The organism is Citrobacter sp. Cpo090, assembly GCF_030332665.1.
GTDB classification, from domain to species: Bacteria; Pseudomonadota; Gammaproteobacteria; order Enterobacterales; family Enterobacteriaceae; genus Citrobacter; species Citrobacter portucalensis.
Map to the genome: position 1 here is coordinate 397,211 of NZ_JAOWHK010000025.1, position 25,167 is coordinate 422,377.

The window sequence follows — 25,167 nt, forward strand, 5'->3', positions numbered from 1 at the left end:
TTAACCGCAATGGAGAGACGTAATTAAAAGGTGCGAAGCGTTATCGGAAAAAAGGTCAGGGGATAAAACAATTCGGCAGGATTGATTAGCGGATTTACCCCATTTTACCAGCCAGGTTTGATTAGCCTGTGTACCTGAGAGATAAGTCTGCCCATTTTGCCCTACCAGCGTAGAGAATTGACCATCGTCGGAGGTGACAACCGCCCCAAAGGGGACGGCTTTACCCGCATGTGTTAGCGTCAGTAGCATTCTTTGACCGAGGCGAGGGGAAAAATTAGCGACGACCATAGCACCTTCGGTGGGTATGACTTCCTGGACGGGATCCTGAACTTCAGCGTCTGGCGGTAGTGTCTGTGAATTGATCGCAACCCGGTTGCGTTGAAATGCGGAAGCATAAGGTACGATGGAATAACCCCGCCAGTCGGTGTAAATAGCGGTGCCGCGGTTTACACCAAGGCCTTCAGTATTGGGAGCGCGAACCAGAATTGAAGCATCGCCTAGCGATTGCGCAAGCGTCACCCCGTAAGGGTGAAGAACCACAGCTCCCTGAAGACCATAATTCAATCGTTGACGGTCATTATCATAACTCCACCCCCCATTGACTGTTCCTTTGCTGGAGCGGTAACTCATAGAGGCATTTCCACCATAACCTTGCCCCTGATTACCGTGACTTTGTTGCAGGCTGTAGCTGAGATTATTATCTTTCAGAGCCGTACCATTAAGCGCCACGCTATTCAGGGAGCGGCCATCATTACTGCTGTTATTGCTATAACTGATATGTGCCCCAGGTAACCATTTGTCCAGGGGGATACTCATAGACAGTGAAAATTGTTGATCGCTACCCGCGTTATCGGGCATTTTTGTCAGCAGATAGCTGGCATTAAAACTAATGCTGTTCCAGGTATAGCTATATCCGACACTCAGGCTACGCTCTTTCCCCCCAAGTCCCCAGTAATCCTGTTGATATCCTGATAGATAGAGTTGACCAAAAGAGGGTATGGCCTGACTGACGGTAATTTGCAAACGACGATGGCGTGCATAGCTGTAACGATAAGAAAAAGGATCATCATCGTCGTACTGCTGTTGATTCAATGCTTCGTTGAATGTGTAGTAGTTGCGTGTTGAATAGCGGTAACCAGCAAGAGTCAAGTTGGTGTCTGTCGGGGTAAAGTTTTTAGAATATTGCACCCGATATGACTGACCAGATTGATTTTCCTGATCGACCAAATTGGTTTGTGACCAGGTGATGTCGGCGGAGAGAGAACCTAGCTGTTGCAGATCCAACCCGGTGCCTAAAGCACCCGAACGATAGTTCTGTGCTCCTATTGTCCCCCCGTATAACGTAATCCCCCACGGTAAGCCGTAGATAAGCGTTCCTTGAATAAACTTTGGTTCATCCGCGTTGCTATCTGAGGAGCGATATTTGCCGCCAACAAGACTGTAGGACATTGATCCCTGGCGACGCATGATAGGTACAGAAGCCGATGCCTGAATATAGGTTTGTTCGCTACCGTCAGATTCTTTGACAGTGACCTCCATATCACCTCCAGAGGTGATTGGGCTGACATCATGTAGCTCAAACGGTCCAGGTGAAACATAACTCTGATAGATGACATAATTATTCTGGCGAATCGTAACCTGCGCGTTTGTCCGGGCGACACCGCGAATAACAGGAGCAAAGCCACGCATGCTATAAGGCAGCATATTGTCGTTACTTTCCAGTTTTATGCCGCGAAACTGAAAACTATCAAATACATCAGAACCTGTCCAACTATCACCCATGGTGAGCTTGCTGGTTAACGCGCTGATATTACGCCACAGATAAGTGTCTACATTTTGCCAGTGTCCGTCACTGTAGTTGAGGTCATTGCGTAGACGCCAGGGTCCCAGGTTCGCACCATTGCTCAGGCTGAGATACTTGTCATTTTCGTTATTATCGTCTTGCCAGTTTTGGGCACCATTAAAATAATAGTTTGTAAATATCATGGGCAAGCCGTTATCCCATAATTGTGGATCAATAAACCCCGCAGCAGATGAGTTCATTGCAATTTGTGGTACTGATAGCGAAAGACGTAGTGAATCCTGTTGAAACTGCACTGAAGAAGATGGAATAAAATTTTCAATATTTTCAACGGTAGCATCGTCACTAAGTGCGAGGAAAGTGGCCGAAGCTTTACTGTTGACTCCCATTGAAACATAATCCTTTTTAGTCAACAGAGGGAGCAGTTTCTGGCTTTTAGTATCGAAGACAAAAGTGATGTCTCTACGCGCAATATGTTGATTATTCATGTAAACATCAACGCGATATTTACCCGGTACTAATCCGTTGTTGTCGCTAAAATGTTTAAGCGCCTCAAGTTCGCTCTCAGACGCGCCTGATTCAAGTAAACGATAATTAAAAACTTCACGGGCTGAACTGTTTTGTACCCAGGTTAACAGGATTACACTTGCGATGATGTTAAGTGTAAATGTGCGCGTAGCTCCCATATTTTTATCACTTTTCCTTGTGCGACATATTGATAATCACGATGCGTATGCTTTGATCGTTGTCGGCTATTTTTTCATTGAAAGAGTAGTGCCACCATAATCATTAATTGCAGACCATTCTATTTTACTGTTCTGGGAGACTGAACCCGTCAATGAATAAATTTGTTCGCCAAATGGCGGGAGCATCATTTTAACGACGCCATTGCCTTTAAATGATACCGGTTTACCATCTACAGATAACGTACGAAAGGTAACAAAATAGGGAGTTGGGTTAGTGGCGATGAGTTGACTGTTTTTAATCTGAAATGTTAATTTTGTATATGCCGAATTAGCATTGCCCGCAAGGTTATCCGGGCGGTAAAAAATCTTCAATTGATTCTGAACGGCAAACTGAAGTTGATTAGGTGCTTGTGCCGATTCTTCCTCCATACCCGGAATAGATTTAACATTCAGCCAAAAAATAGACTCCCGATCGTCTGGTAATTTTTGTGTAGCCGTAAAGATTAAACGAAAAAGACTGTTTCGCTGCGCATCAAGCTTGACCAGTGGAGGCGTGACAACAAACGGAGTCTGCTTTTTAGCATCATTGCCAAAATCGCTGACCCAGGACTGGACGAGATATGCACGGTTTTTGTCTTGATTGCTGACTTCAATGGGAATCTCACGTGCAGATGAAGGATAAATAATTCGTGTACCACGAACGACAACACCAGCATAAGCAGTGTTAATAAACAGTAAGCAAGAGAGTAAGAAAAGGGACAGTCTTTTCATGAGAATCACTTGAAAGATAATAAAAAGAGGTGAACAAGCGTTCACCTCCATCAGGGATAGATTAGTAATAAGCCACGCGGTAATCCGCAGTGGCCTTACCATAACCTTCAGTAATATCCGCGGCGGTTCTCACGTATACCGCTTTGTAGTTAAAGCTGTGATTGCCATCGCCGGTCGTTGGGCTGATGGAAGACAGTGCGACTGCGCTGCTGCTCGCATCAGTACGATCGGTGGTGAAGTTGATTGGTGAACTTGCGTTCTCGCGGTAAATACGGATTCCAACACCACTGGCGGCGTCGCTAGCAGCATCAATCGCCAGGGCAGTTTTATCTGTGGCGTCAGTATTGTTTCCACTGAATTCCAGATTGACGCTACCTAACTGAGTAGTACAACCGGTGAGATCAATATGGAAATTCGTCGCAGAATTTGCTGCTTCATCACCGACGTTAGTCCCGAAATCAGCAACGTCGACAGTCTGCAGGGTTACCGTTTGATCATTTTGCCCTTCACTTGAACCCTGAACCAAATCACAGGTAGAAGCCGTAATTAAACCCGTAAAATGTACTTTACCAGCAGGAGTATCCGCATAACTTACAGAGGAAACCCCTGCCAGCAGTACAGAAAGTGCAGGGATAATGAAATTAGCTTTCATTTAATAAAGTTCCTTTTTATATCTAAAATATGAATGATTAGATGTGAGCAATTAGCCCGTATTATTAAATACATTGCTTAGTATATCTCGCAATATAACTGGTATTTATATATAAAAAATTAATTGTGATTTTAGAAAAATTAAATTGAATCTTTATAAGATTTGAGTTTTTGTCTGTTTATTGCCACGATAATGTCGCAATTAGTAATGGTGGTATTTATGTTAAGTTATTTTAATTTTCAAAGATACTTTTAATAAAACAGAATGTTAACTCCATGGCTGACTGTTATGCTATATAAAATAATATTTTATTTGTGAGGATTTTATACAACATAGAAATTAAGCTTGGTTAAATTAAGGATAACTTGTCCAGCTGTCTTCTGGTGAAGTTATAGCATACTATACGCTGTACGCCAGAACCCTACACGAGTTGGTGTGCATCGCAGTCTGTCGGGATGAGTGAACGATCGCAAAGGAGATAAACATGTCAGAAATAATTATCGTTAGTGACGCGCTGGAACTTCGGGCGGTAGAAGAACACCACGTCGCGCCTTTGCATCAATTGGTGCTCAAGAATAAAATCTGGCTCCAGCAGTCACTGAACTGGCCGCAGTTTGTCGAATCCGAGGACGACACGCGCAAAAATGTGCAGGGGAATATGATGTTGCACCAGCGCGGCTACGCCAAAATGTTCCTTATTTTCGAACAGGGGGAGGTGGCTGGCGTTATCTCGTTTAACCAGATAGAGCCGCTGAACAAAGCCGCTTATATTGGTTACTGGTTGGACGAAGAGCACCAGGGCAAAGGTATTCTCTCTCAGGCGCTACAGGCAATGATTCATCATTATGCGCAGCGCCAGGAGATTCGCCGCTTCGTGATTAAATGTCGTGTAGATAACGCCAGGAGCAATCAGGTTGCGCTGCGCAATGGCTTTCAGCTGGAAGGATGTTTACGACAGGCGGAGTTCCTCAATGGCGATTACTATGATGTGAATCTCTACGCCCGCATCATTGATGGCTCTTCAGAATAAACCGGCGAGGGGGGTGCGCGTAATACGCTGTTCGCCGTTGATCACTTTTGGTCCGCGCAGATGGATCGCATCGCCATCAAAGGCTTCAACCTGGGCCTGACCGGTTATCTCAATATGATGCTCGATCAGCACTTCACCCAGAATACAGGCGTGGCCTTCAATCAGGATGTGACCATCCAGCAGAATAGGACCGCCACGTAATTGCGCATGCCCTCCAACCAGCACGTGGTGCTTCAGCACACAGTTACCTTCAACCACCGCGTGCTCCGCCACCTGCGAGCTGTAGCGCAGGGTAGGAATGGCATCTTCATCAGTTCCGGCGATGACGCGCGCATGCCCATAGACTTTAGCGCAATCGCAGATCCAGACATTATTCTCTTCGTTGCCTTCTATCCGTGCAAAATCAAAAACTTCAGCCCGATGTTCTATAAAGGCATAGTTGATCATCGCATCACCATAGATCTGCACCTGATGCACCACGCGTGAATTGCAGACTGTCGCCCGATCGTAAATTTGCAGAAGCTGGTCGCTTTCACGGGTTAACCCTCTGGCAGCAATGATTTCAGAGCCACACATAACACGCGCATCACCGCAGAGAAGGCATTCGCCGCGAACAACAGAATTCTGAATGGTGACGTTGTCACGTATTTGTGCGTTATGGCTGATTTCTGCCTGGTCAATCCATACGGCATCACCAATATGCGCGCCATCTCTGACCACGCTTGCCTGTGTAATACGGGCGTTTCCGGATATCGTCGCGCCGGAAAAGGCGAGCGCATTCTCATCGTAAATCCAGCAATCGCCACTTTGCGATAGCACGCTTTCATCATCAATCCAACCGCCGGGCGTACCGGCTCTAACATCATTAAAATCAATGATCGCAATTATCTGGCGTAGTAATACGCTCTTTTTATTGCCATTATCCTGGTAACTAAAGGCGCGAGGTTCATCGCCCAGACGATATTTGGTCATAGCTCATTTCCATGTTGCGCACCTTAGTTAAACGTAGCAAAGTTTTCCGCACTGGCTAAATTCGTAGAAATTCCATAAAATGTATTTCAAATATACTTTAAAAAATAAACAAAATGAGTAAGAACAAGCAAAGTGAGCGAGTCCTCAATCTTCCGGCCGGTTATTTTGGCATGGTACTGGGTATCATCGGGATGGGGTTTGCGTGGCGTTATGCCAGCCAGGTATGGTCTGTAAGCCACTGGATTGGCGACGGTTTAGTGATCCTCGCAATGGTCATTTGGGGGCTGTTGACGCTGGCCTTTATTAGCCGTTTACTGCGTTTTCCTCATAGCGTATTGGCGGAAATTCGTCACCCGGTGATGAGCAGTTTTGTCAGTTTGTTTCCAGCCACAACGATGCTGGTCGCGATTGGTTTTGTCCCGTGGTATCGACCGCTGGCGATTGTGTTGTTCAGCATCGGCGTGGTGATACAGCTGGCGTACGCGGCCTGGCAAACGGCAGGATTATGGCGTGGCGAACACCCGGAAGAAGCCACCACACCGGGTCTGTATCTGCCAACCGTTGCCAATAACTTTATCAGCGCCATGGCCTGCGGTGCGCTTGGTTTCAACGATGCCGGGTTGGTGTTTTTGGGCGCAGGAGTATTTTCCTGGCTCAGCCTGGAGCCAGTGATTCTGCAACGTTTACGAAGCTGCGGCGAGCTGCCGACGGTTTTACGGACTTCACTTGGTATTCAGTTGGCCCCCGCGCTGGTGGCCTGTAGCGCCTGGCTTAGTGTGAACGGTGGCGAGGGGGATACGTTAGCCAAAATGCTGTTCGGCTATGGTTTGCTGCAACTTCTGTTCATGCTACGCCTCATGCCGTGGTATTTGTCACAGCCGTTTAATGCGTCTTTCTGGAGCTTCTCGTTTGGCGTGTCGGCCCTGGCGACGACAGGATTGCATCTGGGACACGGCAGCGAATCAGGATTTTTTCATACGCTATCGATCCCACTGTTTATTTTTACCAATTTTATCATTGCATTATTACTGGTACGTACGTTTGCACTGTTGATGCAGGGAAAACTGCTCATCCGCACAGAGCGTGCTGCATTACTGAAATCTGAGGATAAATAATGACCCTTTGCGACGAAAACTACTTTACTGAAAAATACGATTTAACCCGTACGCATTCCGATGTCGTTGAAGCGGCAAAAATTGTCAAACCGGGCAAAACGTTAGACCTGGGTTGTGGTAACGGTCGTAACAGCTTGTACCTTGCGGCAAATGGCTATGACGTGACTGCATGGGATAAAAACCCCATGAGCATCGCTAACCTTGAGCGCATCAAAGCGGCAGAAGGGCTGACCAACCTGAACGTGAAGGTCGCTGACCTAAATGCGTTACGTTTTGATGGTGAATACGATTTTATTCTTTCTACCGTTGTGCTGATGTTTCTTGAAGCCAAAACTATCCCTGGCCTTATTGAAAATATGCAACGTTGCACTAAACCGGGTGGATATAACTTAATCGTTGCGGCGATGGATACCGATGATTTTCCGTGCACAGTTGGTTTTCCGTTCGCGTTTAAAACCGGAGAATTACGCAACTATTACAGCGGGTGGGATCTGCTGAAATATAACGAGGACGTAGGTGAACTTCATCGTACGGATGAAAACGGTAACCGAATTAAACTGCGCTTTGCCACCATGCTGGCACGCAAAACTTCCTGAACCTCCCGTCTGGCTTAACTCTTTCTGCGTTCAGCATTTTTTGTGCTGAGCGCAGAGATAAAATTGTGCGGTGCTTACCATTTTTAGTACATCCAAAATGAAACTGTTTTGCTATCCTTTTTAGGCATCATTGCGAAAACTAAAGGGATCGTTTCATGCGTACTCAAACTTTATTTAAAGTTGCAGTGCTTACTGGCTTGTTGGCATTATCCGGTTGTGCGTCAAAAGTGACCGAGCCGGATAAATATTCTGGGTTTTTAAAAAATTACTCTGATCTGAAGGAAACAAAATCAGCATCGGGACAAACGGTACTCCGTTGGGTTGATCCGAGCTACAACGAATCCAAATATGACAACATCGTATATAACCCGGTAACGTATTATCCGGTTCCTAAACCTACTACGCAGGTAGGGCAGCAGGTTCTTGATCAATTACTGACTTATACCAATACACAGTTGAAATCCGCCATCAGCAAGCGTAAGCCTCTGGTTACGACCCCTGGACCGCGTAGCCTGATTTTCCGCGGGGCGATTACCGGTGTAGCGACCAGCAAAGAAGGGCTGCAGTTCTATGAAGTGGTCCCGGTTGCACTGCTCGTTGCGGGAACGCAAATGGCGACGGGTCACCGTACCATGGATACCAACCTCTATTTCGAGGGTGAGTTGATTGATGCGGCGACCAATAAACCGGTGATTAAAGTTGTACGTAAGGGTGAAGGTAAAGACCTGAACAACGAAAGTACGCCGATGGCGTTCGAAACGTTGAAGAAAGTTGTTGATGACATGGCAACCGATGCTTCCATGTTTGATGTGAACCAAAAACCACAATAAAGATGAACGCACCATCTCAGGATGGTGCGTTTTTTTATGCCACGCGACGACGATAGAATAGTTTACCCATCAGCGCTTCCGGTCGGGCAAACATCACCATGTTACCCAGTAAAATCAACACGAGTCCGGCAATCGCGTTAACTTGCCAGATGTATCCTTCATACAATGTTGACAACGTCAGCGCCACCAGAGGGAACAGCAGCGTGCTGTATGCCGCCTTGCTGGGGCCAATGCGACCGACCAGTGTGAAATAAGCGCCAAAGGCAATCACCGAGCCGAAAATAGCCAGATATAACAGCGCGCTAAGATAGCTGAATGTCCACTGAGGCGTGAAGTTGTCCCCACGAACCAATGCAATGGCAGCGATTAGCAGCGTACCGTACAGCATGGCCCAGGTATTGGTCGTTAATACTTCCAACCCTTTTTTCTGGTGACGCAGACTTATCATATTGCCCAGTGAGAAGCCGAAGGTTCCCAGAGCGCTCAAACCGATACCGAGCAGCAGTGAATGATTAAACCCGCTGTTGAGCAAATCCTGCCAGAACAGAGTCACAATGCCCGTCAGTCCCAGACCCGCTGCAATATAGAAACGCAGCGGTGGTTTTTGCCCAAAAAAGATGAAGCTATTGACTGCATTGAACAGGACAGCCATTGAGAAAATCACCGACTCCAGTCCGGTATTTATCCACGCCGCAGCTGTATAAAAACACCAGAAGTTGAAGCAAAAAACGCATCCGCCCTGTAACAGACAAAACAGATGATCTCGACCAGACAGTTTGCGTAATTTACCGCTTAACAATAGGATCACTATCATCACTGAGCTGGCAACGGCGAAGCGCCAAAAGATAGAAACCGGCGCAGAAACCGGACCTTGCTGCAAATAAATCGCAATCCATGTCGTTCCCCAAATAACCACCACCAGGCAGTACAACAGTGCGTTCATACAACTCTCTCTTTTTGTAGTCAGGCTCACACTGTGTCATGTCTGGCTGCTGGAGGCTTTCATGGGCTTGCGGCGGACTTGCAAAATCTTGCGCTTTTTTAGCGTAAAAGCGAAAAGGCAGCTGTTAACAATATGTGGCTGTTATAGACTGAACGCCTGCTAACTTATTTGAATGTGATGGTATGCCTCAGTCCTACGATGCCTTTGAAAACTTACGCAAACATAATGCCGTGCTGCATGAATCGGTTGCGTTACATTCAGGGATCCAACTGGCGGCCTGGTCGAACAAGCGCGATACCATCACCCAGTATTGCGATCATCATACGCTCAGTTTATACATCGCAGATGGCTACGAGAGTTACCACAAAACGGCGGGAGGCTGGAAGAATGGCGGCGGGCCGGACCGTTTTTGCCTGATGCCGAAAGAGAGTGAGTCCAGTTGGGATATTCGTGACGATCTTTCCTTTGTCCATCTCTATTGTACGGACGCTCATCTGCGCGAAGTGGGTGAAAAAGTCTGGGACAAAAGCCCCTATAGCTTCACGCTGGACGAGCACACGTTTGGCAGCGATCCGGGGATCACGGCGGTTTACCGTCAGTTTTTGCTTGGTAACGACTGGCAGCAACCCGCTAATCACCTCACGCTTAGCGCGGCATCTTCACTACTGTTAACGCATCTGATCCAGCATTACAGCAATGTGCAATGGCGACTTCCCGTTGTCACCGGGGGGCTTGCGCCTGCCACATTGCGTAACGTGCTGGCCTATATTGAAGCGCATCTGGCATATCCCATAACGTTGAGCGATCTGGCAAGCGAGGCTGCGCTAAGCGAATTCCACTTTGCCAGAATGTTTCGCCAGTCAATGAATATGGCGCCGCATCAGTACGTTATGCAACGCCGTATGGCGCTGGCGCAGCAACTGGTCCGCTATTCATCACGCAGCCTGTCAGATATTGCAATGGCCTGTGGATTCAGTTCAGCGAGTCATTTCAGTAACCGGTTTAAACAAGTGACGGGTAAAACGCCAACGCAGCTACGCGCGGCGAAATAACGTCAACACTGCGTAGCAGATACCGCCGACGACCAGCCCCCAGAATGCCGAGCCAACGCCAAATACCGTCAGACCACTGGCCGTAACCAGAAAAGTCACAATGGCCGCATCGCGTTCTGCTTCATTATGTAAGGCTTGATATAAACTACCGCTAATCGTGCCAAGCAATGCCAGACCAGCCAGCATCTGGATCCAACTTACGGGCAGGGCTGCCATCAGTCCTGTGACCGAACCGCCAAACACTCCAGCCAGAAGATAGAAAACACCCGCGGCAGCAGCGGCGAGCCAGCGTCGATTGACATCAGGATGGGCTTCGGGGCTTTGACAAATTGCGGCGGTTATGGCGGCGATGCAGATGGAATAGACGCCAAACGGCGAAAATAGCAGTGCCAGCAGACCCGTAAAAACAATCAGGGGTGAAACGGGTAACGAATATCCCGATGCTTTCATAGTTGCAATACCGGGGGCATTTTGCGAAGCCATAGTGACCAGAAACAGCGGTAGCGCAATGCTGATACTGTGGGCTAATGAAAAGTGTGGGGCAATAAACGCTGGCATAACCGGTGACAGATTAACACCATCGGTGACAATGTCACCTTTAACCAGAGCGATGGCAATACCCACCAGCATCGCTGCGATAACGGCATATCTTGGGGCAATCACTTTTAGCACCAGCCATGCTACCAGCATACTACCGCACAAAATAAGCTCACTGTTCAGGCTATTAAATGCCTGCAACCCAAAACGCAGCAAGATCCCGGCCAGCATGGCTGATGCCAGCGAGTGGGGAATGATTTTCATCAGGCGGGCAAACAGTCCGGTTACTCCGCACAGCACAATCAACGCATTAGCCACGATAAAAACGCCGATGGCATCCTGAATAGATACCCCGTGCAGGCCCGTCACCAGCAGCGCGGCACCGGGCGTTGACCATGCGGTAAGCACAGGGGCGCGATACCACAATGTCAGCGCCAGCGTACTGACCCCCATTGCTAGCCCAAGTGCGGTCATCCAGCCCGCAATTTGTCCGGTCGTCGCACCTGCGGCGAGCGCCGCTTGCCAGATAATGGCCGCCGAACTGGCATAGCCGACCAGGACCGCCACAAAACCCGATAATACGGTAGGCAGGGGGATGGAAAATGTGCGCATAGCAACTCCGCGTGCGTTATAACGGTCGATTACTGTAACACTGTGCGTTATAGCGTACAAGTGCTAAGCTGTAACCCTGAGAAGGGAGAGCAGGAAGGAGAAAAATGGACAACTTAACCCACTATCTGGCCACAACGCTCAAGACGCTCCGCCACCAGCGTGAATGGAGCCTTTCGCGTCTGGCGGAGGAAACTGGCGTTTCAAAAGCGATGCTGGGGCAGATTGAGCGCAACGAATCCAGTCCAACGGTGGCGACATTGTGGAAAATTGCCACCGGACTGAACGTCCCGTTTTCAACGTTTATTTCACCGCCGGAGTCAGACTGCGCGCCAACATTCGATCCCCAGCAGCAGGCGATGGTCGTCACGCCGTTGTTCCCGTGGGATCCGCAACTGTGCTTCGATCATTTTTCGATATTGTTGGCACCCGGCGCGCTCAGTGAATCAACTCCGCATGAGACCGGCGTAATAGAGCACGTGGTGGTGATAAATGGGCAACTGGATATGTTTATTGAGGGCCAGTGGCGCACCCTTAAATCCGGTGAGGGTGTCCGTTTCGCCGGAGATACGGCACATAGCTACCGTAACAGTAGCGACCAAACGGTTCATTTTCACTCGCTGATCCATTACCCACGTGGTTAATCGGGAAAACTATTTCGAAACGCCGCGCTTGTGACTACAATAACTGCCATTTTTACCGCTTGTGGATGGTAACAACTGTATGCGCCAGCAGCCTCATCACCTTGAATTGTTAAGCCCGGCTCGGGATACCGCCATTGCGCGCGAAGCCATTTTGCACGGCGCAGACGCCGTTTACATTGGTGGACCGGGTTTTGGCGCGCGTCATAACGCCAGTAATAGCCTGAAAGATATTGCCGAATTAGTGCCTTTTGCCCATCGTTACGGGGCAAAAATCTTTGTGACGCTAAATACGATCTTGCATGATGATGAGCTGGAGCCCGCACAACGATTAATTACCGATCTGTATCAGACCGGTGTTGATGCCCTGATCGTGCAGGATATGGGGATTCTGGAACTGGATATTCCCCCGATTGAACTGCATGCCAGCACCCAGTGCGATATTCGCAGCGTTGAGAAGGCTAAGTTCCTATCCGATGTGGGATTCACCCAGATTGTGCTGGCGCGCGAACTGAGCCTTGAGCAGATTAACGCTATCCATCAGGCTACCGATGCGACCATTGAGTTTTTCATTCATGGTGCGCTGTGCGTTGCCTATTCAGGCCAGTGTTATATTTCACATGCGCAAACCGGACGCAGCGCAAACCGCGGCGACTGTTCCCAGGCTTGCCGTCTGCCGTATACCCTGAAAGACGATCAGGGGCGCGTGGTATCCTATGAAAAACATCTGCTGTCGATGAAAGATAACGATCAGACCGCCAACCTCGGTGCGTTGATTGATGCAGGTGTGCGTTCCTTCAAAATTGAAGGGCGCTACAAAGACATGAGTTATGTAAAGAATATTACCGCCCATTATCGCCAGATGCTCGACACCATTATTGAAGAGCGCGGCGATCTGGCCCGTTCATCAGCGGGACGTACCGAACATTTCTTTACCCCATCCACAGAGAAAACCTTCCATCGCGGCAGCACCGATTATTTTGTGAATGCCCGTAAAGGGGATATTGGCGCATTCGACTCACCAAAGTTTATCGGCTTGCCGGTTGGCGAAGTCCTGAAGGTGGCGAAAGATCATCTCGATGTTGAGGTGACCGAACCGCTGGCAAACGGGGATGGCCTGAACGTGTTAATCAAACGTGAGGTTGTTGGATTCCGCGCCAACACCGTGGAAAAAACGGGGAACAATCGTTATCGGGTATGGCCGAATGAAATGCCTGCCGATCTGCACAAAGTGCGTCCGCATCATCCGCTGAATCGCAACCTCGATCATAACTGGCAGCAGGCATTGACCAAAACTTCCAGCGAACGCCGTGTTGCGGTCGATATTGAGCTCGGTGGCTGGCAGGAGCAGTTGATTCTGACGCTCACCAGTGAAGAGGGCGTGAGTATCACCCATACGTTGGACGGTCAGTTTGAGGAAGCGAACAATGCGGAAAAAGCGTTGAGTAACCTACAGGACGGACTGGCAAAACTTGGGCAGACAGTGTACTACGCCCGCAATATTCAGGTGAATCTGCCGGGCGCGCTGTTCGTGCCAAACGGTCAACTGAATCAGTTACGGCGTGAAGCCGTTGATATGCTGGATGCAGCGCGCCTGCAAAGCTATCAGCGCGGTAGCCGCAAACCGGTATCTCAGCCAGCGCCGGTTTATCCGCAAACGCACTTGAGTTTCCTGGCTAACGTCTACAACCAAAAAGCGCGTGAGTTTTATCATCGTTATGGCGTTCAGTTGATTGATGCAGCCTATGAAGCGCATGAAGAAAAGGGCGAAGTGCCGGTGATGATCACCAAACATTGCCTGCGTTTCGCCTTTAACCTGTGTCCGAAACAGGCGAAAGGGAACATCAAGAGCTGGAAAGCGACACCGATGCAACTGGTTAACGGTGATGAAGTTCTGACGCTGAAATTTGATTGCCGACCGTGCGAAATGCACGTAATCGGCAAGATGAAACATCACATTCTGAAGATGCCGTTGCCGGGCAGCGTAGTGGCTTCGGTCAGTCCGGAAGAACTGATGAAGACTCTGCCGAAGCGCAAAGGGTAATCGTTAGCTCAGATGTGTATCGGGTTTGCGTGATTTTTGCCAGTGATGGTGTTCACGAAGATCGGCGGCGGATTCTTCCGCCGTCACTCGCAGCTCATCGCTGTCGGCCGTGTGTCGTAATAAGTGATCGGCATCCTGCACCTGAAGATATTCATGTCCCTGATTAGTAGCGAAAAGTTGACCGGAAAAAAGCGCGCAGGCCAGCAATAACACCGTTAACCCTTTCTTAAACATCATGCACCCTCTGGTACGTTAGCTGCGGAATTGGCGATAATTTCGCCTGGTGACTATTCAATATTTTAATCGGGAAAATGACAATCTCTGTTTTGCCATTTCGATGTTTTTTACATTTTTGTTTAGCTAACGTTAGGGTTTGTCACAACCGAGCAATGCAGTGCTGCCCGGTTGTTAGCAAGCAGGGAATCAGGACTTAAATCCTGCGGCCGTCATCAGGAGACGAAAGAACATGCCAACAGCGGCGAGGGCCAGCACGCTGCCGCCCCAGAGGATCACCAGCCACATCAGGCGTTTCCAGATTGTTTGTTGCATCAATGATACCCCTCACCATGTTGAACTTTCCCGCGGAAAACGTAGTAGCTCCAGAAGGTGTACACCAGGATTATCGGGATAATCAGCAGTGCGCCGACCAACATAAAGCCCTGACTTTGTGCCGGAGCCGCCGCCTGCCAGAGCGTAATAGACGGTGGAATGATGTGTGGCCAGATACTGATCCCCAGCCCGCTAAACCCGAGAAAAATCAGCCCCAGCGTCAATACAAAAGGCAGCGTATGGCTGTTTTGCTGGCCCAGTGAGCGCCACAGCCAGATGCTGATAAGCGCAACCAGCAGTGGAACCGGCATCAGGAACCACAGATTCGGCAGGCTAAACCAACGCTCGGCGATTGCACTGTGTGCCAGCGGCGTCCACAGGCTGATAATGGCAATCACTACCAACATTGCCAGCAGCAGTTTTTTGGCCACACGACGCATTTTATCCTGCAATGGATTTTCGCTTTTCATCACCAGCCATGTCGCCCCCAGCAGGGCGTAAGCCACGACCAGACCAACGCCACAGAACAGCGTGAACGGTGTCAACCAGTCGAAAGGACCGCCGCTGTAGCTGCGTCCGGTAACGGAAAATCCGTTGAGTACGGCACCCACCACGACACCTTGCGTGAATGTCGCGAGGATTGAACCGCCGAGAAAGGCTTTATCCCAGAAGGGGCGATGCGCCGGTGTGGCTTTGAAACGAAACTCGAACGCGACGCCGCGAAAAATCAGGCCGATCAGCATCAGAGTTAACGGGATCGTCAGCGCATCGACAATCACCGCATAGGCCAGGGGGAACGCGCCAAATAATCCCGCTCCGCCCAACACCAGCCAGGTTTCATTGCCGTCCCATACCGGGGCGACGCTGTTGACCATTACATCGCGGTCATCAGAGTCCTGAATCGCCGGGAATAAGATACCGATCCCAAGATCAAAGCCGTCCATCACGATATACATCAGCGTGGCGAACACGATAATTACAAACCAGATAACTGATAAATCGATACCCATTAGCGGTGTGCCTCCGGTTGAGAATCGAGGACGGCAGCAGAAAGCGGCCGTGCAGGCGTGCCGGTTGGCGGAATGGTCGGGTCATCTTCCTGTGGTCCTTTACGGATCAGGCGGATCATGTAGCTGTAACCCACTCCAAACACTGAGCCGTACACCACAAAGAAAGACAGCAGGCTGATGCTCATATGTAAATCGCCATGTGCGGAAACCGCATCCGCCGTACGTTGCAGACCGTAAACAACCCACGGTTGACGGCCAACTTCAGTGGTCACCCAACCGGCAAGGATGGCAATCAGACCGGAAGGACCCATCCACAAGGCAAAGCGCAGGAAAGGGCGCGAGGTAAATAAACGCTGCTTATAGCGCAGCCACAGGGCAAACGCGCCCAGCAGAATCATCAGCATGCCTAGCCCGGCCATTATGCGAAACGACCAAAACACCATAGTTGAGTTAGGCCTGTCTTCTTTAGGAAACTCTTTTAGAGCCGGGACCTGTTTGTCCAGACTATGGGTCAGGATCAGACTGCCCAGCGCCGGGATTTCCAGCCCATAGCGGGTGCGTTCCTGCTCCATATCCGGCCAGCCGAACAGCAGCAGCGGAGTCGGTTCACCAGGGGGATTTTCCCAGTGTCCTTCAATCGCGGCAATTTTTGCTGGCTGATGCTTCAGGGTATTCAAACCGTGCATATCGCCAATCAAGGCCTGCAGCGGAGCGACGATTAATGTCATCCACAGCGCCATCGAAAACATTGCGCGAATAGCCGGGGTGTTATTCCCACGCAGTAAATGCCATGCGCCCGACGCCGCGACAAACAGAGCACTGCTCAGGAAGGCGGCGACCGACATATGCAGCAGACGATAGGGGAATGAAGGATTGAAAATAACGGCGAACCAGTCGACGGGAACGACCTGGCCGTTAACTATTTCATAGCCTTGCGGTGTCTGCATCCAGCTGTTGGAGGCGAGGATCCAGAAGGTTGAAATAATGGTACCCAGCGCGACCATGCAGGTGGCAAAGAAATGAAGTCCTGGACCAACCCGGTTCCAGCCAAACAACATCACCCCAAGGAAACCTGCTTCGAGGAAGAAAGCGGTTAACACTTCATAGGTCAGTAACGGCCCAGTGATACTCCCGGCGAACTCGGAAAAACCACTCCAGTTGGTACCGAACTGATAAGCCATCACCAGCCCGGAAACCACGCCCATCCCAAAGTTAACGGCGAATATTTTCGACCAGAAATGGTATAGCGACCGCCAGGTGGGATTTTTCGTTTTTAGCCATAGCCCTTCAAGCACAGCCAGATAACTGGCGAGCCCGATAGTAATAGCCGGAAAGATGATGTGAAAGGATACCGTAAACGCGAACTGGATCCTTGCCAGGTGAAACGCGTCAAGACCGAACATGCTTAACTCCGCAGGCAAAATTGATTTAGCGCAATTCTAAGCCGCGCCACATCTGGGTTGCAGAAACAGAACCAGTCTTTTTTCCCATAACAGTTACCCGACTGTTATGGGCCTTCCCCAAAACTCCTCCCCAATAATGGCTAAAATTAAGTCGCCAGAATCACCCAACCATCATTCCGTTCATCGTGATATTTCTCGGTCATTTTGGCCGATTTATGACCCAGCAGTCCTGCGTGCAGCGTTGTCCTTGCATTACCGCCAGCTAGCTATTCATACGGTTGAGCTCTCATGGCGGTGTAGTGAGGGAAAGAGGGGGAATGGCATTACTGAGTTTCGGGTGACATCCGGTTATCGTATCAATCAGACTGAAATGAAAATAGCGATCTGCGACCAACAACGGAACTGCCCGGTATCTGCCTGGAATTTTTATCCCTGGTGAGCGTTATTCTTAAAATGAACAGTCCCGAGCTGTCTAATTATGGAGTGTACATAAAATGATCGCTATGATTGTGTTTAAAATAATACCATATGGACCTTAAGGGATGGGATACGCAAAAAATTTGGCAAAGGAAATGCTCTCAGCTCTGAATTTAGAAAATGAAGGGATGCTGGTTGCATACATTAAAGGCTTGATTCACTTTCCTGTAGACTTGTATTCTCTCGCATCCGATTTTATCCATACCGATGACAGACGGCAAAACATGGATGATAATATGAGGATTGCGGGACTAGTGAAGCGGGCAACATCAACGAAAAATATTAACATTGTGGAAAAAGCGGTCAATGTATTCATTGATGATTTCATGCAGCACGTTAATTTATTTGATATCGTAACAAATGTAGCAAAAGACACTGTAGCTTCTACATTGGGTAGTTATACTTTCGGTGAACTTTCTGGTTTAAAAATTGGAGCCTTAATCTCTTCACGGATCACCGTGTCTATTGCTTTTAGTATGTCTGTCAGCACATTGTTAATGATTGGTGGTGGAGTATCAAGTGCTATACATGCTTCGAGATACCTAAAAATATCAAACTATGAAGTTTACCGGAAGCTTAAGGACTTGGGAGATTTAGATCTTCTCTATTTTGCTATTCAGGAGCGGGTTGAGCCATTTGAGAAAGCAACCAGATTATCAAAAGAAAATCCTGCTTTGTTCAAACAAGCGGTAGAGTATTTTTTTAAGGGGATGTAGCTCATCAAATTTTTGTTAAGCGATAAAGCAACCAGCAAATAAGAATCATTGCTGCCGTAAATGTCCAACGTCCAAATATAAACATATAAGCATATTTGTCCCCGAAAGAATCAGGATAAGCACTAAACATTAGTATTACATTTGATAATGTTGATGCTATTGCTAAAAATGCTGCTAAAGCGATCCCAACCCAGATTAAGAAAGATAATACTTGTTTCATTTACTAATCTCTTATCGGTTGCCAGATATTTTTATCTGGCAGTGTACTGAATCGAAACTAATGAGTAAATAATTAGATGCAACAAATTCATTTAGCCTAATTAATTGAATTGTCATGCTGTAACTCGCTGATTATCTGTGGATATTTTTCCGCAAACTCCATCGGCAACCTCTCACTTTCGGTGTGTCGTTAAATACTCCCTGTGGGATTTGCAGAAATTGCAGTTGCTTTATTCCTGTTACTGCGAAAACCACAAAAGCGAAAGCAGGTCACGTTATAGAAAGCAAAAACTCCACTATGGTGTCAAATGACGCAGGCATCCGTGATGCTGCAACGCGTCGTGAACGTGGGTTGAGTGTTCTGTGCCTGGCTGATATGAAGTCTGGAAGCTGGTTCCTGTTATATTAACTCAGGGAGAAACCCGCCATGAGGCTTTGCAAGCTGCGCAGGGTGCATTGGTTACCGCTTTTGAATTCTATTTCGACGATAACGAACCGATTCCTTTACCTTCTGCAGTAGGTACTGAAGCTGACTATGTGGAAATACCACTGAGCGTTGCGTCTAAAGTTCTGTTGTTAAATGCCTTCCTTGAATCGAATATTACCCAGCAGGAACTGGCAAACAGGATCGGCAGGCCTAAGCAGGAAATCACTCGCTTATTCGATTTACAGCACGCGACAAAAATTGATGCTGTGCAGATAGCTGCCCGCGCCTTAGGCAAAGAATTGTCATTAACGATGTTGTAAAACTGTTAACTATAACAGTTATATAAAATATCCTGATTATGTAAACTGATATACACAGTGGTTGTCACCGACACCGGTAATCAGGACAAAAAATGAAAAAGTACCAGCGACTGGCAGAGCAAATTCGCGATCAAATTGCGTCTGGCGTATGGCAGCCAGGCGATCGCTTGCCATCCTTACGTGAGCAGGTGGTCAGCAGCGGCATGAGCTTTATGACCGTCGGACACGCATACCAGCTGCTGGAAAGTCAGGGGCGGATTATTGCCCGGCCACAGTCAGGTTACTATGTCGCCGCGCGTCCCGAACGTGAACTGGCAGCGCCGCAGGTGCAGGTCATGCGCGATGAAGCGGTGGATATCAATACCTATATTTTTGATATGTTGCAGGCCAGTCGGGATGCGTCAGTGATGCCCTTTGCCTCCGCATTCCCCGATCCGCGTCTGTTTCCACTTCAACAGTTGAACCGCTCGTTGGCGCAGGTGAGTAAAACTGCTACTGCCATGAGCGTGATCGAAAACCTGCCGCCGGGAAATGCTGAGTTGCGTCATGCCATTGCCCGTCGCTATGCTCAACAGGGGATGACCATTTCACCTGACGAAATCGTCATCACCACCGGAGCGCTTGAAGCCCTTAACCTGAGCCTGCAAGCGGTCACTGAACCGGGTGACTGGGTGATTGTCGAAAACCCCTGTTTTTACGGGGCGTTGCAGGCCCTGGAACGATTACGTCTGAAGGCGCTGTCGGTGGCCACCGACGTTAACGAGGGGATCGATCTTGCTGCGTTGGAGCAGGCGTTGCAGGAGTATCCGGTAAAAGCCTGCTGGCTAATGACCAACAGCCAAAATCCGCTGGGTTTTACGCTCAGCGCAGAGAAAAAGGCGCGTCTGGTTGCCTTGCTGGAAAAATACCACGTAATGCTGATTGAAGATGATGTTTACAGCGAGCTGTACTTTGGCCGCGAAAAACCGCTGCCTGCCAAAGCCTGGGATCGCGCCGACAGTGTTCTGCATTGTTCATCTTTCTCGAAGTGTCTGGTGCCAGGATTTCGTATTGGCTGGGTGGCAGCTGGGAAACATGCCCGGCGTATTCAGCGACTCCAGCTAATGAGCACCCTATCTACCAGTTCCCCCATGCAGCTTGCACTGGTTGATTATCTTTCAACCCGGCGTTATGACGCGCATCTGCGCCGCTTGCGTCGGCAACTGGCGGAACGTAAACAACAGGCCTGGCAAACGTTGCTGCGTCATCTTCCGGCGGAAGTCAAAATTCACCACAACGACAGCGGTTATTTTCTGTGGCTGGAGCTGCCGGAACCGCTTGATGCCGGTGTGCTCAGTACCCATGCGCTGGCACATCACATCAGTATTGCACCGGGGAAAATGTTCTCGACCTCGGGAAGCTGGACACGTTTTTTTCGTTTTAATACTGCATGGCACTGGGGAGATCGCGAAGAGCAGGCTGTAAAACAGCTTGGCAAATTAATTCGTGAAATGATGAAATAAACCAGAACGCGCTATTCAATATAAATGAATAGCGTGTTCTTATTTTCGAAATAGTGAATGCTGAACCACGTTATTATTTAGAACGGGTGCGGCCATACAAAATATCAATAGTTAATACTATTGCCACCTCTGCGTCTAACTCCTTGTCTATACTCCAGAAGATTACCCCCAGGTCAGAGTCTGTAACGTAATGAGCGTTAGCTCACAACCTGATTAAATTTCCTTGCGCCAGCAGGAACGCTTACAACACCCCGACTATTTTTAGAAAAGGACATATATTTACGGCAAGGCTGCCGCTCAATATTTTTTAGACAGGAGTAAGACGTTATGAGCAAGCAGTTTGCCCTCAGTAGCCTGTGCGCACTCAGTATGACGCTGATGACTGCGCAGGCAGCCGAACCCCCCACATCATTAGATAAACCGGAAGGCCGCCTGGATATTATTGCCTGGCCGGGTTATATCGAACGTGGACAAACCGATAAACAATATGACTGGGTCTCGCAGTTTGAGAAAGATACCGGCTGCGCGGTTAATGTAAAAACGGCAGCCACATCTGATGAAATGGTCAGTCTGATGGCAAAAGGCGGCTACGACCTGGTTACCGCTTCTGGTGATGCCTCACTGCGCCTGATTATGGGAAAACGCGTTCAGCCGATTAATACCGCGCTGATCCCTAACTGGAAAACCATCGATCCGCGGGTGGTAAAAGGCGAATGGTTTAACGTTGGCGGAAAAGTTTACGGCACGCCGTACCAGTGGGGACCAAACCTGCTGATGTATAACACCAAAATTTTCCCAACGCCGCCGGATAGCTGGAACGTGCTGTTTGTTGAGCAAAAACTTGAGGACGGGAAAAGCAATAAAGGGCGCGTTCAGGCCTACGATGGCCCGATCTATATTGCCGATGCCGCGTTATTCGTTAAAGCCACTCAGCCGCAGTTGGGTATTACCGATCCCTATCAGCTCACTGAAAAGCAGTATCAGGCGGTGATCAAAGTCCTGAGCGACCAGCACGCGCTGATCCATCGCTATTGGCACGATACCACCGTGCAAATGAGCGACTTCAAAAACGAAGGCGTGGTGGCGTCAAGCGCCTGGCCTTATCAGGCTAACGCCTTGAAAGGCGAAGGTCAGCCAATTGCCACGGTCTTCCCAAAAGAAGGGGTTACCGGATGGGCTGATACCACCATGCTGCACAGTGAAGCGAAGCACCCGGTTTGTGCTTACAAATGGATGAACTGGTCATTAACCCCGAAAGTACAGGGCGATGTAGCGGCCTGGTTTGGTTCTCTGCCCGTGGTGCCTGAAGGTTGTAAAGCCAGCCCTCTGTTAGGTGAAAAAGGCTGTGAAACCAACGGCTATAGCTATTTCGACAAAATTGCCTTCTGGAAAACGCCGATTGCCGAAGGTGGAAAATTCGTTCCTTACAGTCGCTGGACGCAGGATTACATCGCCATTATGGGCGGTCGTTAATTCCGCTGGGGGTTTTATGACGTACGCAGTGGAGTTTCATAACGTCTCGCGTTTGTATGGGGATGTTCGTGCAGTAGATGGGGTGAGTATTGCGATTAACGACGGTGAGTTTTTCTCTATGCTGGGGCCATCCGGCTCCGGCAAAACCACCTGTCTGCGCCTGATTGCCGGGTTTGAGCAACTGTCAGGTGGCGCAATCACCATATTTGGCAAACAGGCCAGTGAATTGCCGCCCTGGGAACGGGACGTCAATACGGTATTTCAGGATTACGCGTTATTCCCACATATGTCGATTCTCGACAACGTCGCCTATGGGCTGATGGTCAAAGGCATTGATAAAAAACAGCGCCACGCGAAAGCACGTGAGGCGCTGGATAAGGTCGCGCTCGGTTTTGTTTATGAACGTAAACCATCGCAGCTTTCCGGTGGTCAGCGGCAGCGTGTGGCGATTGCCCGGGCGCTGGTCAATGAACCGCGCGTTCTGCTGTTGGATGAACCACTCGGGGCATTGGATCTCAAACTGCGTGAGCAGATGCAGCTGGAGCTGAAAAAATTACAGCAATCTCTTGGCATCACCTTCATTTTTGTTACCCACGATCAGGGTGAAGCCCTGTCGATGTCCGATCGTGTGGCGGTGTTTAATAATGGTCGCATCGAACAGGTGGATTCTCCGCGTGAACTGTATATGCGCCCACGTACGCCGTTTGTGGCAAGTTTCGTCGGGACGTCAAATGTCTTCGATGCGACGATGTCGGCGAACGTTTGCGGGCTACAGGGGATGTTCTCCCTGCGTCCGGAACACATTCGCTTGAATGATACCGGAGGAGAAGTTCAGGCCAGGGGTGTTATCCAGGCGGTGCAGTATCAGGGGGCGGCGACGCGGTTTGAACTAAAACTCGCCGGAGGGGAAAAATTGCTGGTTAGCCAGGCGAACCTGACGGGAGATATGCTGCCGTCAACGTTGTCGCCGGGTCAGCAGGTGATGGCATCCTGGTCACGCGACGTGATGGTACCGCTGGTTGAGGAGAGGTGAATGGCTATGAACGTCTTACATTCGCCTCCACAGTCGACAAGTCTGAACCGGATCTCAGGTTACTTCTGGCGTAATCCGGCGCTGGGGCTGTTTTTGCTGCTCCTCGGACCGCTGATGTGGTTTGGCATCGTCTACTTCGGCTCATTACTGACGCTGTTATGGCAAGGTTTTTATACCTTCGACGATTTCACCATGTCGGTCACACCAGAGCTGACGTTGGCGAATTTGCAGGCGCTGTTTAATCCCGCTAACTACGACATCATTTTGCGCACCCTGACGATGGCGGTAGCTGTCACCATCGCCAGCGCGATTCTGGCGTTTCCGATGGCATGGTATATGGCGCGCTATACCAGCGGCAAAATGAAAGCCTTTTTTTACATTGCCGTCATGTTGCCAATGTGGGCCAGCTACATCGTTAAAGCCTATGCATGGACGCTGCTGTTGGCTAAAGACGGCGTGGCGCAGTGGTTTTTAACCCACCTCGGGCTGGAGCCGCTGCTGCTTTCGTTCCTGACGCTGCCTGCGGTAGGCGGCAATACGCTGTCGACTTCAGGGTTAGGGCGTTTCCTGGTGTTCGTCTACATCTGGCTGCCGTTTATGATCCTGCCGGTACAGGCCGCGCTGGAGAGACTTCCGCCGTCGCTATTACAGGCTTCTGCTGATTTGGGCGCGCGTCCGCGTCAAACCTTCCGCTATGTGGTGCTTCCATTGGCGATACCCGGTATCGCAGCGGGTTCGATCTTTACCTTCTCTCTGACGTTGGGTGATTTTATTGTGCCGCAACTGGTGGGGCCGCCGGGCTATTTCATCGGCAACATGGTGTATTCGCAACAAGGGGCGATCGGCAATATGCCGATGGCGGCGGCATTCACTCTGGTGCCGATTGTGTTAATCGCACTGTATCTGGCGTTCGTGAAGCGTCTGGGAGCTTTCGATGCACTCTGAACGCGCACCCTGGCTACTCAAACTGGCGGCATGGGGCGGGGTTATTTTCCTGCACTTTCCCATCCTCATCATCGCCACCTATGCTTTTAATACTGAGGAGGCTGCTTTTAGTTTTCCACCCCAGGGATTAACGCTGAAGTGGTTTAGCGTTGCGGCGCAGCGTAGCGATATCCTGGAATCTGTGACGTTGTCACTTAAAATTGCTGCGTTGTCGACGGCTATTGCCCTTGTTCTGGGGACGCTGGCCGCGGCCGCGCTGTGGCGTAGGGACTTTTTTGGCAAAAGTGCAATATCGCTGTTGCTACTGTTGCCGATCGCGCTGCCGGGCATTATTACCGGACTTGCGCTGTTGACGGCGTTTAAAACCATCAACCTGGAACCGGGTTTTCTCACAATCGTAGTGGGCCATGCGACGTTTTGCGTGGTGGTGGTGTTTAACAACGTTGTGGCGCGTTTTCGCCGTACCTCATGGAGTCTGGTCGAAGCGTCTATGGATCTTGGCGCCAATGGCTGGCAAACCTTTCGTTATGTCGTGCTGCCAAACCTGGCATCGGCACTGCTGGCGGGAGGGATGCTGGCGTTTGCCTTGTCGTTTGATGAAATCATCGTGACAACGTTCACCGCTGGACATGAAAGAACACTTCCTCTGTGGCTGCTCAATCAATTGGGCCGTCCACGGGATGTGCCGGTCACCAACGTTGTGGCATTGCTGGTAATGCTGGTGACAACACTGCCAATTTTAGGGGCCTGGTGGCTAACGCGTGAAGGCGACACTCTCGCCGGAAACGGTAAATAAACGACGATATGGGAAATT

25 protein-coding genes are annotated in these 25,167 nt (G+C 49.5%); 14 read left to right on the forward strand and 11 right to left on the reverse strand.

What is annotated here, in order from left to right; translation table 11 throughout:
* The 3 genes from OGY83_RS04475 to OGY83_RS04485 form a co-directional block, all read right to left on the reverse strand.
* Entirely contained in the window at positions 1–2,487 is a 2,487-nt protein-coding gene (locus OGY83_RS04475; RefSeq protein ID WP_286635345.1) for a fimbria/pilus outer membrane usher protein, read from the reverse strand.
* Between the two features lie 66 nt (positions 2,488–2,553).
* Positions 2,554–3,258: a fimbrial biogenesis chaperone gene (locus tag OGY83_RS04480; RefSeq protein WP_286635346.1), complete on the reverse strand. Its 705-nt coding sequence runs from the start codon at positions 3,256–3,258 to the stop codon at positions 2,554–2,556.
* Between the two features lie 61 nt (positions 3,259–3,319).
* The gene (locus OGY83_RS04485) at positions 3,320–3,910 is read right to left on the reverse strand and encodes a fimbrial protein (RefSeq protein WP_286635347.1); all 591 of its coding nucleotides are present in this window, start codon (positions 3,908–3,910) and stop codon (positions 3,320–3,322) included.
* 484 nt (positions 3,911–4,394) lie between these two features.
* Between OGY83_RS04485 and rimL the strand changes: the two genes are divergently transcribed.
* Positions 4,395–4,940, forward strand: a complete 546-nt coding sequence (rimL, locus tag OGY83_RS04490; protein WP_286635348.1) for a 50S ribosomal protein L7/L12-serine acetyltransferase — start codon at positions 4,395–4,397, stop codon at positions 4,938–4,940.
* On the opposite strand, the gene ydcK is transcribed toward rimL, so the two are convergent.
* Positions 4,932–5,912 (reverse strand): YdcK family protein, encoded by a 981-nt coding sequence (gene ydcK / locus OGY83_RS04495; protein WP_194210888.1) that lies wholly within the window; start codon positions 5,910–5,912, stop codon positions 4,932–4,934. The two genes, rimL and ydcK, sit on opposite strands and share 9 nt — an antisense overlap.
* 113 nt (positions 5,913–6,025) lie before the next feature.
* Here ydcK and tehA point away from each other — a divergent pair, with 113 nt between their 5' ends.
* The 3 genes from tehA (at position 6,026) to OGY83_RS04510 (ending at position 8,453) form a co-directional block, all read left to right on the forward strand.
* Positions 6,026–7,027 (forward strand): dicarboxylate transporter/tellurite-resistance protein TehA, encoded by a 1,002-nt coding sequence (gene tehA / locus OGY83_RS04500; RefSeq protein WP_123267244.1) that lies wholly within the window; start codon positions 6,026–6,028, stop codon positions 7,025–7,027.
* Entirely contained in the window at positions 7,027–7,623 is a 597-nt protein-coding gene (gene tehB, locus OGY83_RS04505) for a tellurite resistance methyltransferase TehB (protein ID WP_286635349.1), read from the forward strand. Before tehA ends, tehB begins: the two co-directional genes overlap by 1 nt.
* Before the next feature lie 155 nt (positions 7,624–7,778).
* The gene (locus OGY83_RS04510) at positions 7,779–8,453 is read left to right on the forward strand and encodes a DUF3313 domain-containing protein (protein ID WP_079937318.1); all 675 of its coding nucleotides are present in this window, start codon (positions 7,779–7,781) and stop codon (positions 8,451–8,453) included.
* Between the two features lie 34 nt (positions 8,454–8,487).
* Here OGY83_RS04510 and OGY83_RS04515 read toward each other — a convergent pair whose 3' ends face one another.
* Positions 8,488–9,396, reverse strand: coding sequence for a DMT family transporter (locus OGY83_RS04515; RefSeq protein ID WP_123267242.1), 909 nt, complete (start codon positions 9,394–9,396; stop codon positions 8,488–8,490).
* A 182-nt stretch (positions 9,397–9,578) separates the two neighbouring features.
* Between OGY83_RS04515 and OGY83_RS04520 the strand changes: the two genes are divergently transcribed.
* The gene (locus tag OGY83_RS04520; RefSeq protein WP_191214520.1) at positions 9,579–10,448 is read left to right on the forward strand and encodes an AraC family transcriptional regulator; all 870 of its coding nucleotides are present in this window, start codon (positions 9,579–9,581) and stop codon (positions 10,446–10,448) included.
* Here OGY83_RS04520 and OGY83_RS04525 read toward each other — a convergent pair.
* Positions 10,431–11,597, reverse strand: coding sequence for a benzoate/H(+) symporter BenE family transporter (locus OGY83_RS04525; RefSeq protein ID WP_286635350.1), 1,167 nt, complete (start codon positions 11,595–11,597; stop codon positions 10,431–10,433). The two genes, OGY83_RS04520 and OGY83_RS04525, sit on opposite strands and share 18 nt — an antisense overlap.
* A 104-nt stretch (positions 11,598–11,701) precedes the next feature.
* Here OGY83_RS04525 and OGY83_RS04530 point away from each other — a divergent pair, with 104 nt between their 5' ends.
* Positions 11,702–12,238 carry a helix-turn-helix domain-containing protein gene (locus OGY83_RS04530; protein ID WP_191235329.1) on the forward strand — a complete coding sequence of 179 codons (537 nt, stop codon included), beginning with the start codon at positions 11,702–11,704 and terminating at the stop codon, positions 12,236–12,238.
* A 79-nt stretch (positions 12,239–12,317) separates the two neighbouring features.
* On the forward strand, positions 12,318–14,279 hold the full coding sequence (gene rlhA, locus OGY83_RS04535) for a 23S rRNA 5-hydroxycytidine C2501 synthase (RefSeq protein ID WP_194210890.1): 1,962 nt from the start codon (positions 12,318–12,320) through the stop codon (positions 14,277–14,279).
* Positions 14,280–14,282: 3 nt separating this feature from the next.
* On the opposite strand, the gene OGY83_RS04540 is transcribed toward rlhA, so the two are convergent.
* From OGY83_RS04540 to OGY83_RS04555, 4 genes are all read right to left on the reverse strand, one after another.
* Positions 14,283–14,513, reverse strand: coding sequence for a DUF2554 family protein (locus OGY83_RS04540; RefSeq protein WP_123267237.1), 231 nt, complete (start codon positions 14,511–14,513; stop codon positions 14,283–14,285).
* A 189-nt stretch (positions 14,514–14,702) separates the two neighbouring features.
* Complete coding sequence (locus tag OGY83_RS04545) at positions 14,703–14,828, reverse strand: DUF2474 domain-containing protein (RefSeq protein WP_003020230.1); 126 nt, start codon at positions 14,826–14,828, stop codon at positions 14,703–14,705.
* Positions 14,828–15,838, reverse strand: coding sequence for a cytochrome d ubiquinol oxidase subunit II (gene cydB, locus OGY83_RS04550; RefSeq protein ID WP_123267236.1), 1,011 nt, complete (start codon positions 15,836–15,838; stop codon positions 14,828–14,830). The genes OGY83_RS04545 and cydB overlap by 1 nt, the downstream gene beginning before the upstream one ends.
* Positions 15,838–17,241: a cytochrome ubiquinol oxidase subunit I gene (locus OGY83_RS04555; RefSeq protein WP_286635351.1), complete on the reverse strand. Its 1,404-nt coding sequence runs from the start codon at positions 17,239–17,241 to the stop codon at positions 15,838–15,840. The genes cydB and OGY83_RS04555 overlap by 1 nt, the downstream gene beginning before the upstream one ends.
* A 542-nt stretch (positions 17,242–17,783) precedes the next feature.
* Here OGY83_RS04555 and OGY83_RS04560 point away from each other — a divergent pair.
* Positions 17,784–18,434 carry an Ssp6 family T6SS pore-forming effector gene (locus tag OGY83_RS04560; protein ID WP_286635352.1) on the forward strand — a complete coding sequence of 217 codons (651 nt, stop codon included), beginning with the start codon at positions 17,784–17,786 and terminating at the stop codon, positions 18,432–18,434.
* Between the two features lie 4 nt (positions 18,435–18,438).
* Here the strand turns inward: OGY83_RS04560 and OGY83_RS04565 are convergent, their stop codons facing one another.
* A complete protein-coding gene (locus tag OGY83_RS04565; RefSeq protein ID WP_286635354.1) occupies positions 18,439–18,654 on the reverse strand; it encodes a hypothetical protein in 216 nt (71 codons plus the stop codon).
* Between the two features lie 389 nt (positions 18,655–19,043).
* On the opposite strand from OGY83_RS04565, the gene OGY83_RS04570 reads away from it, so the two are divergent.
* The 6 genes from OGY83_RS04570 to OGY83_RS04595 all read left to right on the forward strand — a co-directional run bounded on the left by OGY83_RS04570 (position 19,044) and on the right by OGY83_RS04595 (position 25,149).
* The gene (locus OGY83_RS04570; protein ID WP_079937308.1) at positions 19,044–19,400 is read left to right on the forward strand and encodes a type II toxin-antitoxin system HicB family antitoxin; all 357 of its coding nucleotides are present in this window, start codon (positions 19,044–19,046) and stop codon (positions 19,398–19,400) included.
* A gap of 92 nt (positions 19,401–19,492) precedes the next feature.
* Positions 19,493–20,902 (forward strand): aminotransferase-like domain-containing protein, encoded by a 1,410-nt coding sequence (locus tag OGY83_RS04575; protein ID WP_149280979.1) that lies wholly within the window; start codon positions 19,493–19,495, stop codon positions 20,900–20,902.
* 327 nt (positions 20,903–21,229) lie between these two features.
* Positions 21,230–22,375, forward strand: a complete 1,146-nt coding sequence (ydcS, locus tag OGY83_RS04580) for a putative ABC transporter substrate-binding protein YdcS (protein ID WP_286635355.1) — start codon at positions 21,230–21,232, stop codon at positions 22,373–22,375.
* Between the two features lie 16 nt (positions 22,376–22,391).
* Positions 22,392–23,408 (forward strand): ABC transporter ATP-binding protein, encoded by a 1,017-nt coding sequence (locus tag OGY83_RS04585; protein ID WP_079937305.1) that lies wholly within the window; start codon positions 22,392–22,394, stop codon positions 23,406–23,408.
* Positions 23,409–24,353 carry an ABC transporter permease gene (locus OGY83_RS04590; RefSeq protein ID WP_079937304.1) on the forward strand — a complete coding sequence of 315 codons (945 nt, stop codon included), beginning with the start codon at positions 23,409–23,411 and terminating at the stop codon, positions 24,351–24,353. It abuts the gene before it with no gap.
* On the forward strand, positions 24,343–25,149 hold the full coding sequence (locus OGY83_RS04595) for an ABC transporter permease (RefSeq protein ID WP_003020204.1): 807 nt from the start codon (positions 24,343–24,345) through the stop codon (positions 25,147–25,149). The genes OGY83_RS04590 and OGY83_RS04595 overlap by 11 nt, the downstream gene beginning before the upstream one ends.
* Positions 25,150–25,167: the final 18 nt, after the last annotated feature.